At 51.3% G+C, this 13,589-nt stretch carries 11 protein-coding genes; 3 read left to right on the forward strand and 8 right to left on the reverse strand.

Going from position 1 to position 13,589, the window contains the following annotated elements:
- Positions 1 to 13: 13 nt before the first annotated feature.
- The 8 genes from rplD to rpsL form a co-directional block, all read right to left on the reverse strand.
- A complete protein-coding gene (rplD, locus tag I6E40_RS02660) occupies positions 14 to 643 on the reverse strand; it encodes a 50S ribosomal protein L4 (protein WP_235385315.1) in 630 nt (209 codons plus the stop codon).
- A gap of 3 nt (positions 644 to 646) precedes the next feature.
- Positions 647 to 1,264, reverse strand: coding sequence for a 50S ribosomal protein L3 (gene rplC, locus I6E40_RS02665; RefSeq protein ID WP_235385316.1), 618 nt, complete (start codon positions 1,262 to 1,264; stop codon positions 647 to 649).
- A gap of 1,031 nt (positions 1,265 to 2,295) precedes the next feature.
- Complete coding sequence (locus tag I6E40_RS02670; RefSeq protein WP_235385318.1) at positions 2,296 to 2,472, reverse strand: hypothetical protein; 177 nt, start codon at positions 2,470 to 2,472, stop codon at positions 2,296 to 2,298.
- Positions 2,473 to 2,492: 20 nt separating this feature from the next.
- Positions 2,493 to 3,713 carry a hypothetical protein gene (locus I6E40_RS02675; protein ID WP_235385319.1) on the reverse strand — a complete coding sequence of 407 codons (1,221 nt, stop codon included), beginning with the start codon at positions 3,711 to 3,713 and terminating at the stop codon, positions 2,493 to 2,495.
- Between the two features lie 245 nt (positions 3,714 to 3,958).
- A complete protein-coding gene (rpsJ, locus tag I6E40_RS02680) occupies positions 3,959 to 4,264 on the reverse strand; it encodes a 30S ribosomal protein S10 (protein WP_235385320.1) in 306 nt (101 codons plus the stop codon).
- 87 nt (positions 4,265 to 4,351) lie between these two features.
- Positions 4,352 to 6,472 (reverse strand): elongation factor G, encoded by a 2,121-nt coding sequence (fusA, locus tag I6E40_RS02685; RefSeq protein ID WP_235385321.1) that lies wholly within the window; start codon positions 6,470 to 6,472, stop codon positions 4,352 to 4,354.
- Between the two features lie 20 nt (positions 6,473 to 6,492).
- On the reverse strand, positions 6,493 to 6,969 hold the full coding sequence (gene rpsG / locus I6E40_RS02690; RefSeq protein WP_235385322.1) for a 30S ribosomal protein S7: 477 nt from the start codon (positions 6,967 to 6,969) through the stop codon (positions 6,493 to 6,495).
- A 95-nt stretch (positions 6,970 to 7,064) separates the two neighbouring features.
- A complete protein-coding gene (gene rpsL, locus I6E40_RS02695) occupies positions 7,065 to 7,448 on the reverse strand; it encodes a 30S ribosomal protein S12 (protein WP_177875436.1) in 384 nt (127 codons plus the stop codon).
- Between the two features lie 650 nt (positions 7,449 to 8,098).
- On the opposite strand from rpsL, the gene I6E40_RS02700 reads away from it, so the two are divergent.
- From I6E40_RS02700 to I6E40_RS02710, 3 genes are all read left to right on the forward strand, one after another.
- Positions 8,099 to 9,259, forward strand: coding sequence for a hypothetical protein (locus tag I6E40_RS02700; protein ID WP_235385323.1), 1,161 nt, complete (start codon positions 8,099 to 8,101; stop codon positions 9,257 to 9,259).
- 294 nt (positions 9,260 to 9,553) lie between these two features.
- Positions 9,554 to 9,808 (forward strand): DUF6078 family protein, encoded by a 255-nt coding sequence (locus tag I6E40_RS02705; protein WP_235385325.1) that lies wholly within the window; start codon positions 9,554 to 9,556, stop codon positions 9,806 to 9,808.
- A 227-nt stretch (positions 9,809 to 10,035) separates the two neighbouring features.
- On the forward strand, positions 10,036 to 13,584 hold the full coding sequence (locus tag I6E40_RS02710) for a beta-N-acetylhexosaminidase (protein WP_235385326.1): 3,549 nt from the start codon (positions 10,036 to 10,038) through the stop codon (positions 13,582 to 13,584).
- Positions 13,585 to 13,589 lie beyond the last annotated feature (5 nt).

Genomic DNA, 13,589 nt, shown 5'->3' on the forward strand with positions numbered 1-13,589 from the left:
CTAAACTTCTAAATTACTTCGTTAAGACTGACTCTATCTGAGAGAGTGCATTTTCAGTGACAACCACGAGACCGGCGTCAAGGATGCCGTAGGTGTGGAGGTCAGAGGCGATGGCAACTTTTGCTTTGGGCAAATTGCGAGCTGACAAATATACATTTTTGTCTGCACCCGGCAAAACCATAAGGAATTTTTTGTCGCCTGCCTTGAAATTATTCACGATTTCCAAGAAAGATTTGGTCTTGGGAGCGTCGAAAGTAAAGTCTTCAACCACCACGAGTGCATTGTCTTGAACTTTATAGCTGAGAGCGCTGCGACGAGCGAGAGCTTTCACTTTCTTGTTCAGTTTGATGCTGTAGTTGCGGGGTTTGGGACCAAACACGCGAGCACCACCCACCAACACGGGAGAGTTGATGTCACCACGACGAGCGCCGCCGCCACCTTTCTGACGACCGAGTTTGCGAGTAGAGCCGCTCAGTTCGCTTCTTTCTTTTGACTTTGCAGTTCCCTGACGCTGTGCAGCGAGATAACGCTTCACGTCAAGATAAATCACATGATCGTTCGGCTCAATGCCAAATACACTGTCAGCAAGCGTAACCTTACGTCCGGTGTCTTCTCCTTTAATATTGAATACACTAACTTCCATTGCTTACTTCTCAATTATCAAGATTGAACCTTTGCATCCTGCCACAGAACCCTTGATGAGAAGGAGATTGTGTTCAGGAATTACCTTTAACACTTTCAGGTTTTGCGTGGTGACACGTTCGTTACCCATTTGTCCGGCCATGCGAAGACCTTTGAAAACTTTGGCGGGATAAGAACATGCACCGATGGAACCGGGCTTGCGCAGACGGTCATCCTGACCGTGAGTGCTTTGACCGACACCACCGAATCCGTGACGCTTCACAACGCCTTGGAAACCCTTACCTTTGGAAGTGCCAATAACATCTACGTAAGTCGCATCGTTGAACAGTTCAACTGTGAGCGTGTCGCCGAGATTCAACTCTTGGTCAAATCCCTTGAATTCAGCCAAGTGACGCTTGGGAGTCACACCAGCCTTTTTGAAGTGTCCCATCATGGGGGCGGTGGTGTTCTTCTCCTTGGCATCTTGGAAACCAAGTTGAACGGCTGCATAGCCATCTTTCTCGACAGTCTTAATCTGCGTCACGACGCAAGGACCTACTTCGATAACAGTGCATGGTACATTTTTACCCTCGGCACTGAACACGGAAGTCATTCCGATTTTTTTACCTAATAATCCTGGCATTTCAGTCTTATATTATTATTGAAAAAGATTTATTTTCTTCTCCGTCGCCCAGAACCGCAGAAGCGGAAGGGTCGGAAGGTTATTGCTAACCGCGGCATAAAAGCCTTCAAAACAAAGCAGTTATCTGACGTTTCCTACTTTTTCGGAGTGCAAAGGTAAGCATTTTTTCATTCACTCCAAATAAAACGCCCTCTTTTTTTGATTCTTAATGGTTTAAAAGCGGGAAAAGCGAACTGGAGCAAGCAGAAAACGAGAAAAAAGCAAACAGAAAACGAGAAAAAAGCAGCAAAGAGCAGCAAAGAGCAGCAAAGAGCGAACTCGGAATGGGGCCACATGACTTCACGACCACACAATATTATATATATAATGGCGGAAGAGGATACTGCCGGATTTTTTCCACACCCAAGGCGGTTTTTCGGTTTTAACACTTCTTGCTTTTGGCGATGAAAAGTATTATATTTGTACAGAGATATGGGAGGAGCCTCGGCTCCTCCCTTTTTTCGTCACTTTCCCTTTAAAAACGGGGGATCTGGGAGCGCATCTGGAAAAAATTTGCCTTCCCCTAATTTAAATTTGCCTTCCTCTAATTTAAATTTGAGGAAGGGAAAGTAAAACTATGCGCCGAGTAGGCAAAATTGGGAGGCAGAAAGTGTTCCCGAAGGTTAAAAATGTTAATGCCGAATCGCTGAAAAATGGCTCAAAATTGTTGGAGTCTTTCACATAAAATGCTGGACAATTTGTGTCATTCGTTCCATCCGAATCATGTTGAAAACAGAGTGTAGAGTTTATTAGAGACTTGTGCTGAATCACTGTGTTGAGTTTAGGGTAAAGTCTTATGTAAATCGTGTGTAGGGTTTAGTGTAGAGACTGATGGAAAGCAAAGCGCAAAAAAAGAGGTGACACGTTGATGCCACCTCCTGAATAAAGAAACTAATTATGAGTAAAACCTGAGTGAGAATAACCTCAAAAACGGTTCGTTCTACACACTCCACTTGAGACTGTGGAGACCGAGGGAAGTACGAAACATGGCATCAGTTTGCCCAAAGTTCGCTGTTCCAAGAACCTCGCTTGTCGGAAAGGGAATTACTACCGGATTCCATGTCATTGGGGTCATTGCTGATGGTCACTTCGTTACTGGCAGCAAGCATGCCTTCCGACTCAATCTGAATAAACTCCGCTTGAGGAGCAATGTATGTTTTCTTGTTCATCTCTTTAGTTTATTATGTTTTTATTTTGCAAGAAATTTCTTACCGCCTTTCACGTAGATTTTGCCAGGAACGGCTTTCGCTACTTTTCTTCCGAAGAGGTCGTAGAGTTCGGGCTGGTTCTCGTTTTCAGAAACTGATTCAAAGGAGATGCCGGTCTGCACATCATCCGACCCGAGACGAAGGATGGAGCGACTGCCTGCGGGGACGGAGAGGTAGGCTTTGTTGGCAGCAAAGTGTGACCCGGAAATATCAAGCAACTTGAAGACAGCGTTGTTCTCGGTGTCCTTGGTGAAGACGTAGAATGTGTTCTCCCCGTCGTCTTCCGGGCGTCCGGCTTCAACTTGAGGTTGCAAACGATTATTGGTGAATTCTGTAAGTTCTGTGTTGGTCTGCTCTGCCGTCGCGTTCACAGCATAGAGCGTGGCAGAAGTGGCGGTGGAACTTCTCAAGATGACGCCTTGATTGGCGGGAACGGCATTGGAAGAAGTGGCATGAAGCGTGGCTTTGTCGCCGGAGACGGTGACGGTGCACACTGACACGTCGTTTGAAACTTCCACTCTTTCGTTCGCACTGAAGGTGGCGACGTTGTTGACGTTGGCTGTGGAGGAGAGATTGACGCTGTAGGGCTTGACAAGCGACACGGAACGCAAGGAGGCATAGCAACCGAGATCCACATTCTTTGTCAGTTTCACGCTGACAAAAAGCGTACCACTGCCTGTGCCTTTTCCCAGCAACGTCCATTCGGAAAAGATTTCTGGATTTTTGTTGATATCACCGCTCACACTTGCAAAGTCTGTGAGCGTTTCGGCTGTAGCACCGGTCTTCACAGAAAAAGTGAAATTGCGTTGTACACTCGCAGATTGAATGCCGCCGTTACCCGACACTGCTTGTACGTCCATCTTGACTTTATTCAGAAGAAAGTCTGTACCAAGCCCTGTGATTTGGAAAAGGAACTCCATGGAATCGTTCAAACCATTGCCGTAATCAGCGGGTGCCAAGACGGAAGAGGAGATGGCGCCGCCGGAGATCATGAGATTTAGAGCGCTTCCATCTTTCTTTTTCACCGAAACCAACGTGGCTGAAACTCCGCTGATGGAACTACCGCTTTCGTCTGCGACGTTTACGGTCACGGTAGAAACTGCCGCTCCTGTTCTGTTGAATGTCAGTTTTACTTCCTTATAGGCTTGTGCTATTTGAGAGAAAGCAAAACATAAAGTAAGTAGTAACGTAATTTTTTTCATATTCTTCTTTTGATAGGTTCGCAAAATTGAATATATCTCTGTGGTTAACCGCTGCAAGTTTACGGACTTACAATAGAAGAAAAAGAAGATGATTGTCAGAATAATTCTACGTGAGGAAATATGTAACAGTCATTGGTCAATTCAGAAAAAGGAAGCGTCTTTTTCTATAGGTCATATATAGAAAAACTCCCCGCAAAGACTGCAGGGAGTTTTACACTATTTTTTCGATATGCCAGAAGGAGAAACTACACCTTGATTTCTACTTCTACGCCGCAGGGCAATTCAAGTTTCATCAAAGCATCTACGGTTTTGGAGGTAGAACTGTAGATGTCGATGAGACGCTTGTAAGAAGAAATCTGGAACTGTTCGCGGCTCTTCTTGTTAACGAAGGTGGAACGGTTCACGGTGATGATGCGCTTGCGGGTGGGGAGAGGAATGGGTCCGCTCACCTGAGCACCTGTGGCACGAACGTTTTTCACAATCTTCTCGGCAGATTTCTCTACGAGAGTGTGGTCGTAACTTTTCAGTTTGATACGAATTTTTTGACTCATTTGTGTGTTTGTTGTATTTGCTTTGCGCCATCGGGAATAAGAGTCATTCGTTATTCCCGACGCGCCGAAGCAGATTAAAATAGTTGCTTATTTGATGAGATCTACGCGACCCTTGACTTCTTCGAGCACGGCACGAGCGATGCTGGAGGAAACGGGAGCGTGGTGGTCATACTGCATGGAACTGGTGGCACGACCGGAGGTGATGGTACGGAGAGCGGTTACGTAACCGAACATTTCGGCGAGGGGAACCTGAGCCTTCACGATGCGAGCACCGCTGCGGCTGCTTTCCATGCCTTCCACCTGTCCGCGACGCTTGTTCAAGTCACCAATCACGTCACCCATGTTTTCTTCGGGAGTGACCACCTCAAGTTTCATGATGGGCTCCATGAGGACGGGACCTGCCTGAGAGCAAGCATTCTTGTATGCCTGCAAAGCGGCAATTTCGAAGGAAAGTTGGTCAGAGTCCACGGGGTGGAAAGAACCGTCAAGAAGTTCAACCTTGAGGCTGTCAAGAGGATAGCCACCGAGGACACCGCTCTTCATGGCGTTTTCAAAGCCTTTCTGAACAGAGGGAATGAATTCCTTGGGGATGTTACCACCGGTCACCTTGTTCTCGAACTGCAGGCCACCTTCCTTGAAGTCTTCGTCCACGGGACCCACGTTCACGATGATGTCAGCGAACTTACCACGACCACCGGACTGCTTCTTGTAAACCTCGCGGAGGTTGACAGTCTTGGTGATGGCTTCTTTGTAGTTCACCTGAGGCTTGCCCTGATTACATTCCACCTTGAACTCGCGCTTCAGACGGTCGATGATGATGTCGAGGTGAAGTTCACCCATACCGGAGATGACTGTCTGACCGCTCTGTTCGTCAGTCTTGACGGTGAAGGTCGGGTCTTCTTCAGCCAACTTGGCGAGACCTTGAGAAAGTTTGTCGAGGTCTTTCTGAGTTTTGGGTTCTACGGCGATACCGATAACGGGATCGGGGAAGTCCATGGACTCGAGTACGATGGGTGCATCTTCGTCGCAAAGCGTGTCACCGGTGTGAATGTCTTTGAAACCTACGCCTGCACCGATGTCACCGGCGCCGATGACTTCAACGGGGTTCTGGTGGTTGGAGTGCATTTGGAACAAACGGGAAACACGTTCCTTCTTGCCAGAGCGTACGTTGTAGATATAAGAACCGGCTTCCACTTTACCGGAATACACGCGGAAGAAAGTCAGACGACCAACATAGGGGTCGGTAGCAATCTTGAACGCGAGGGCTGCGGTCTTTTCGTCTTCGCTGGGCTTGCGGTCCTCTTCTTCGCCGGTATCGGGGTTGGTACCAACGATGGCGGGAGTGTCAAGCGGAGAGGGCAAGAACATGCAGACATAGTCAAGCAAGGTCTGAACGCCCTTGTTCTTGAAGGAAGAACCGCAAGTCATGGGGACGATGTCAAGTGCGAGGGTTCCCTTACGGATGGCAGCGATGATTTCTTCTTCGGTGAGACTGTCGGGGTCCTCAAAGTATTTTTCCATGAGGGCTTCGTCCTGCTCAGCAGCGAGTTCAATCATTTTGCCGCGCCATTCTTCGCACTCGTCTTTGAGTTCAGCGGGAATCTCTTCCACGTCGTATTCAGCGCCCATGGTCTCATCGTGCCAGAGGATGGCTTTCATGCGGATGAGGTCCACGATGCCCTTGAACTTCTCTTCAGCACCGATGGGCACGGAGATGACACAGGGAGTTGCGCCGAGGACGTCTTTCATCTGACGAACTACTTCAAAGAAGTCTGCGCCGGAGCGGTCCATCTTGTTGACGTAACCGATACGAGGCACATTGTATTTGTCTGCCTGACGCCAAACGGTCTCAGACTGAGGTTCCACGCCACCGACTGCGCAGTAGGTAGCCACGGCACCGTCAAGCACACGAAGAGAACGTTCCACCTCTGCGGTGAAGTCCACGTGTCCCGGAGTATCAATCAAATTGAACTTATACTTATTTCCGTTCCAAGTCCAGTAGGCGGTAGTTGCAGCGGAGGTGATGGTGATACCGCGTTCCTGCTCTTGCGCCATCCAGTCCATGGTTGCGCCACCGTCGTGCACTTCACCAATTTTGTGAGTTTTACCGGTGTAGAAGAGGATACGTTCGGAAGTGGTGGTTTTACCGGCATCGATGTGCGCCATGATACCGATGTTACGAGTCAGGTGTAAGTCTTGCTTTGCCATTTTGTTTTAACTCGATAAGATTAGAATCTGAAGTGAGCGAAAGCACGGTTGGCTTCAGCCATGCGGTGCATATCTTCCTTACGTTTGTAGGCACCACCCTGCTCGTTGTAAGCATCCATGATTTCAGCAGCCAGTTTGCCTGCCATGGTCTTTCCGCCGCGTTTGCGAGCGTAGTTAATCATATTCTTCATGGAAACGGACTCTTTGCGATCCGGACGGATTTCAGTAGGAACTTGGAAAGTTGCACCACCGATTCGACGGCTCTTCACTTCGACTTGCGGAGTAATCTTGTCAAGAGCGGTTTTCCAGATTTCGAGCGCGCTCTTTTCCTGGTCCTGCATCTTCTCGCCAACAATTTCGAGTGCGTTGTAGAAGATGTCATAGGCGATGGACTTCTTGCCATCATACATCAGGTGGTTCACAAACTTGGAAACCTTCTGGTCTCCGAACACGGGATCGGGCAAAACGATCCGCTTTTTAGGCTTTGCTTTTCTCATTGTTTAAAAAAATTGGTTTTGTTAGGGCTGCATTCAGTTCGCTTCAGCGCTCACGCAGGAACACTTACTCAACCTTTGTGCAAACCAAGTTATTTTTACTTCTTAGCGGCTTTAGGACGCTTTGCGCCATACTTAGAACGACGCTGGGTGCGGTTGGCAACGCCGGCAGTATCAAGCGTACCACGAACGATGTGATAACGTACACCGGGGAGGTCTTTCACACGACCACCGCGAACGAGCACGATGCTGTGTTCCTGCAAGTTGTGACCTTCTCCGGGAATGTAGGAGTTCACCTCCTTGGAGTTAGTCAGACGCACACGAGCCACCTTACGCATGGCGGAGTTAGGTTTTTTCGGGGTTGTTGTGTACACACGCACACAAACGCCGCGACGCTGAGGACATGAATCCAACGCAGGAGACTTACTCTTGTCTGCCGCTACGTTTCTGCCCTTTCTTACTAATTGTTGAATAGTAGGCATTTGGTTGATTTTTAATTTGTTATATATTATTTTTGTTGTTATCTTTCAGGAGGAGGCAGCGCACACTGCCCCATTCGAGCGGCAAAGTTACAAACTTTTTACGGAAACACCAACGCTCTGAATGCCTAAAAACCAAAGTTTTTTCTCATTCGCTCCGTATTCGCTCACGCGAGGAATGAGATGAAGGAGGAATATTTGAACTTTTGACAAGAGAATGTGCGGGCAAACGACAAGCAAAAAAAGTCGAAAAAGGAGGCTTCGGGGAGCGCGTCAAGATTGCGTCCGGAATTGTATCGCTGAGACTTCGTCGGACTCTGGCTGAGACCCTATCGGCGCAACTTGAGAACGCATCGCTGAGACTTCGTCGGACTCTGACTGAGACTTCGTTGGACTCTGGCTGAGACTTCGTTGGACTCTGGCTTGTCGGATTGAACACCGGAAGGTTTGTTTGTCACTTTTTCTTTTTCTACTTTTGCACTCGGTTTGCCCGCCGCGGCGTCGCGTTGCTCCGCCACGCCGTCTGAAGCGTCGCAAACACATCGCCCATGTAGTTCCGTTTTCCCAAAATGCCACGTTTTTTCCCCTCTGCACTCCTTATTATATATATAGGTATGTTTGCGCCGTCATTCGCTGTCGCGCAATCGGACTCTTTGCTCTACTTTCAAAACGACAGTCTGACCGAGGCAGGCAAGGGAGAACTTCGCTTGCACATTGAAAACCTCAACTTTTTCCGCGATGACGAGTATGCGAGCAGTTTCAGCAACGGCTACACGCTCCCCGGTTTCTTCCTCGCGCCGACCGTTTCCTATCAGCCGCTGAAGAACCTCCGCGTGGAAGCAGGCGCCCATCTTTTGAAATATTGGGGGACGAACCGCTATCCTACCGCCTACTATCTGACGCTGCCTGACGCTTCAAGCAGCAAGATTGGTCACGGTTTTCACTGCGTACCGATTTTTCGCGGTGAACTTCAACTGCTTCCTTCGCTACGCGTGACGATTGGGACGCTCCGCGGCAAGAGTCAGCACGGATTGGTGGAGCCGCTCTACGACGAAGAACTGAATCTCACCGCCGACCCGGAGGCAGGTTTACAGATAGGTTTTAAGGAATCCTATCTTGAAGCAGAGACTTGGGTGAATTGGGAGAACTTCATTTTCAAGAACGACGCACACCAGGAGGCACTGACTTACGGACTCTCTGCCCGTTTCAAACCCTCCCGCCGCAAAGCACGCGTGCAGTGGTCTTTGCCGCTTCAACTGGTGTTTCGTCATCGCGGCGGAGAACTTGACACCCAAAATCCGGATCGTTCGGTTCGCACCGCCTTCAACGCCGCCGCCGGCGCTGCCGTGCGCATCCCGTTTGCAGCGAAGAAGCCTGCGGCGTTGGAAGTTGAAGCCACGGGACTGCTCTTTTCACAGACGGACGGCGACATCTATCCTTTTGACGAAGGCTATGGTTTCTACTCCCGCGTGACGGGCTGCTACGATGGGCTTCGTTTGACGGCAGGTTATTGGCTCTGTCATCACTTCGCCAGTCTGTTTGGCAATCCGATGTACAATTCCTTCAGCGTGGACGACCCTTCCCTCACCTACTCTTCCCCGCGTTTTTTCATTTTTCGGGGAGACTATGCCGCACCCTTGGGCAAGGGTTTTGCCTGGGGCGTTCACGCAGAACTTCGACAACTGCTTCGCAACCGCTTCCACCAGCCTTATGAAGGAGAAATGTCGGACAAGAACACGTTCAACTATTCCTTTGGGTTCTATCTGCGAATCTCCCCGTCTTTCCTGCTCAAACGTTTTAGGGGTGTTCTATAAATTACGGGATAAGGAACGTTCAAAAGAAAGTGCTTACGTTTTGGTCGCTTTTCGTTTCTTAGCGCGCCCTTTTGTAAGTTTCGTCAGTCACATAGCCCGCTATGCTCCTTCCTCAACTGACAAAAGTTCATCTCTAAGAAATCAAAAAACAACTCAACCTAATTTGTAGAACACCCCTTCAAATAGTTCCCAAAACCTGCACTCGCAGCCTCGCACGCCAAACTTCTTGAAAGAAAACGAGGAAATATCACAAGGTTTTTCGTAATTTCGCCACGACTTTAATTCAATAAACAAATGAACGAACACAACTCAAACCGGACTGACGCCACCGTGGTCAGAGGAATGACCAACATCTATGATGAAGTCAGCACTTCCGTGGCTTCAGCCATCAAACAGGACTTAGTCGCCCATTTCGGCAAAGGACTTTATTATCGTCTGAAAAACGGAGAAAAAGACATTGACGCCGCTCAGCAGGCTTTCATTGCAGAAACATTTTCCAAGCATGGAGTAGAGACGCCGCCCGTCTATGACACCGTCGTCCAACCCTAAGCCGGTTCACTTTCCAATCAAAAAATCTACCACCGTTCCGCGCCCTCCGCTCGGAACGGTGTTTTTGTTTCGCCGCATAAAACCACAACCACCGTTTCCACGGCAAAAAAGTTTTTTTCGTACATTTGCCGCATCAGCAAAGAGGTAATGCGTTAAGATTACCTCCGGCATGATTTTCCGAATCACATTTCTCAAACTTATTTCATATCACCTAAACCTCATCATCCATGAAACAGAAATTTCTCCCTCTTCTGTTTGCTATTCTCGCCTTCTTCTCCGCCCGTGCCGCCGACCTGCCGGTGGCAAGCGATGAAGAGAAGGAGGTGTGGTATCTCATCCAGTTTCTCAACGGCAACAACGTGCTGGAAGCACAAGCCGACGGCGCTGAGGTGAAAACCGCCGCACTCGACGGCAGCGACGCTCAGTTCTGGAAACTCGTGGGCGACAACACGACGGGCTATGAACTCATCAGCCGCTCCGGTCAGAAACTCTACGTAACCACGACTGCCAAGGAAGGCAAGTTCCGCTCTGCCGCCGCGCCTTCCTCAACTGCCACGCTCTTCGTCATCCAAACCACGACGAACACGACCTATGCCGACGGTTTCGTGCTCTCCCCCGCTGCCAACAAGGCGGTCTTCATGAACCAATGGGGCGGCGCCGGAGTCGGCGTCACACTCGGACTCTGGAATGACCGCAGCGACCAGAACCAACCCGTGAGATTCCTCAGCGAGGAGGACTATCAGTACTATCTCCCGAAGGCCGCTCTCATCCCCTATCCGCAGTCCATCAAGATGGGAACGGGACGCCTCGCCCTCAGTGCGCTGCAAGGCATCGCCTGCGCCGATGAAGCCGCGCTGAAACATTGTAAAGACTTTGCCGACCGTCTGAAGAATGCCTCGGGCATCGCGCTGACGGTTTCAACTTCGGGAACAGCATCCGGCATCAGCCTGACCGTGAATCCGGCGTTGGCACACGAAGCCTACACCCTCGACATCAACGAAACCGGCGTGCAAATCGCGTCTGCCGACTCCACCGGTTTCTTCTACGCTTTGCAGACGCTCAAGCAACTTCTTCCCAATGCCATCTACGGCACGACGGCTGACCCCGGCGCTGACTGGTCGCTGCCCTTCGTGCAGATTGCCGACCAGCCGCAGTTCTCCCACCGCGGTTTCATGCTGGACGTGGCGCGCCACTTCTTCTCAAAGGCAGAAATCAAACGCGTGCTTGACGTCATGGCTTCCTATAAACTCAACCGCTTCCACTGGCATCTCACCGACGACCAGGGATGGCGCATTGAGATTCCGGAATATCCGCGCTTGACCGAAGTCGGCAGCATCCGCGCCGGTTCGTTCACCAACGCGGGAGGTGCATCCAAGTTCTTTGACGACACGGAATACGGTCGCGGACTTTGGTTCTCACTGGACGACCTTCGCGAGATTGTGGCTTACGCCAAGGCGCGCCACATCGAAATCATTCCCGAGATTGACCTGCCGGGACACATGGTGGCTGCCGTCACTTCCTATCCCGAACTGCTTTCCTGCGACCCGTCAAAGGAATATGCCGTGCGCATCGACGGCGGCATCTCGAAGGACGTGTTGAACATCGGAAAGGACGAAGTGCTTGACTTCCTGCGCTGTGTGCTCGGTCACATTGCCGAGGTGTTCCCCTATCAATACGTTCACATCGGCGGCGACGAATGCCCCACGGACCAGTGGGCAACGAATGCGGACTGTCTGCGCCGCGTGGAGGAAGAAGGGCTCGGCGGAGTGAACGAACTGCAATCCTGGCTCGTCGAGCAACTCGGCACATGGCTGAAGCAGGAATACGGCAAAGACCTCGTCGTCTGGGACGAACTGCTGAGCCACTGGAACGCCGCGAACACGGTGCAACCGGTCATCATGGCGTGGAATCACATCAACAAAAGCGCAACGGCGGCGGACTACGGTCTGAAGAGCATCGTCGTGCCCTATCAGAGCCTCTATCTTGACTTCTATCAGGCTCCCCCCGAGAAGCGCTTCGTTGACGAACCCTACCAAGGCGGTTGGGGCGAGAACTGGGTGAACTCGGTGGAGAGTGCCTACAATCTCAACCCCGTTGCTTCCCTCGGAGGTCGCGAAGACTTCTGCCTCGGCGTGCAAGGAAACCTTTGGACGGAGACCTGCAACGATTCCATCGAGTTGGAATATCAGTTGCTGCCGCGCATGCTGGCGCTGAGCGAAACGGGCTGGCTGCCGCAGGCAAAAAAGCAATGGAGCAGTTTCTACGCCCGTCTGCAAAGTCACGACGAGATTTTGGACCGCATGGGACTGACCTACGCTCGCCACTACATCGAGCCGACACCGCAAACCGACGAAGAAGCCGCACTTGCACAGGCTGACGCCCTCTTGCAGGCAGCCCGCCCGGGTTGCGTCGGACACCCGAGCCAAGCCGCATGGGACGCACTCAAAGCAGCAGCCGACGCGCTCCGCAACGCCGAAGACAAAACGGCGCCGCTCGCCGCGCTGCAAAACGCGCTCACAACCTACAAACAAGCACCCGTGGCAATGCCCGAGGCTGGAAAGACTTACCAAATCGTGTCTGCTTCTTCCTATTATAAGGCACAATACGAGGGCTCCACGCTCTACGCCAAGGACAACCAAACCGTGCGCTTCCACTACACGCCGCAGACGGAGCCCGAAGAACTCTGGCAGTTTGTGTCCGCAGAGGGAGGCTACAAGGTGCGCAACGTGCAGTCCGGCAGCGAACTGACTCTGGCAACCTACAATGCCAATGCTTCGCTGACCGACGCCGGAACCACACTGACCATCGCCACACCGACCGCGCTTGACGCTGCCGCAACCTACATTCCCGGCACGCTCGTCCTCTCCGCCGTCGAAACTGCCGGCACCACCAACGTGCGCCGACTCTTCGCTGACTGCACGGGCTATGCAAAGGCATACAACAGTTACGCGCCTTACTATCAAGGCACCTGGCGCATCGTTAAAGTGACGGACTTCCGCGCACAACTGGAAGGACTGCTGAACAAGGCAGAACTGACCGTGCTCAGAACACAACCGGGCAAGATGGGCGAGCCGACCGAGGAAGCACTTGATTTCTTGAAACAGGAACTCATCACGCCGGCAAAAACGGAACTGGCTTCGGCTGAAACGGTCAGCGAGGAGACTTATCTGGCGTACGTGGAGATTTACAACCGCTTCCTCGCCTACCCCACCACCTCGCCCGTGGACATGCTCGACGAAGCCTATCTCTACCGCATCCGGAACGCCTACTTCACCGCGCAATACGCCAAAGGCGTCAGCACCGGCGAAGTCCAACCCAAGACTCTCGTGGCGGACGACGAAGGATTCCTTTGGACCATCAAGAAGAACGCAGACAACACCATCTGCCTCTTCAACAAAGCCACCGGCACCGCTGCCTGCGTGACTTCATCCAACGCCGACACCAAGGTGAAACTCGGTGCGAACCCCACTTCCTGGACGCTGATGGAAAACACCTGTGACGAAGGACAAACGGGCATCAACATCCTCGCGCCCGGTGGAGAAACGAGTTGGTACACCAACCCAAACGCGTGGAACTACGTCTTGCTGAAACCGAAGGCTTGGGGCGCCTCCATTTGGACTTTTGAGAAAACGAACATCCTCTCGGGCATCCAGTCGACCACAACCGAAACGCGCACCAACTCCGGCAAACTCTATGACCTTCAAGGTCGCCAAACCGGCAAAGCCACTCGCGGAGTCTGCGTCACCGAAGGAGGACAAAAACTGATTCGTCCCTGACGATT

Source organism: Prevotellamassilia timonensis, from assembly GCF_021531665.1.
Lineage (GTDB): Bacteria > Bacteroidota > Bacteroidia > Bacteroidales > Bacteroidaceae > Alloprevotella.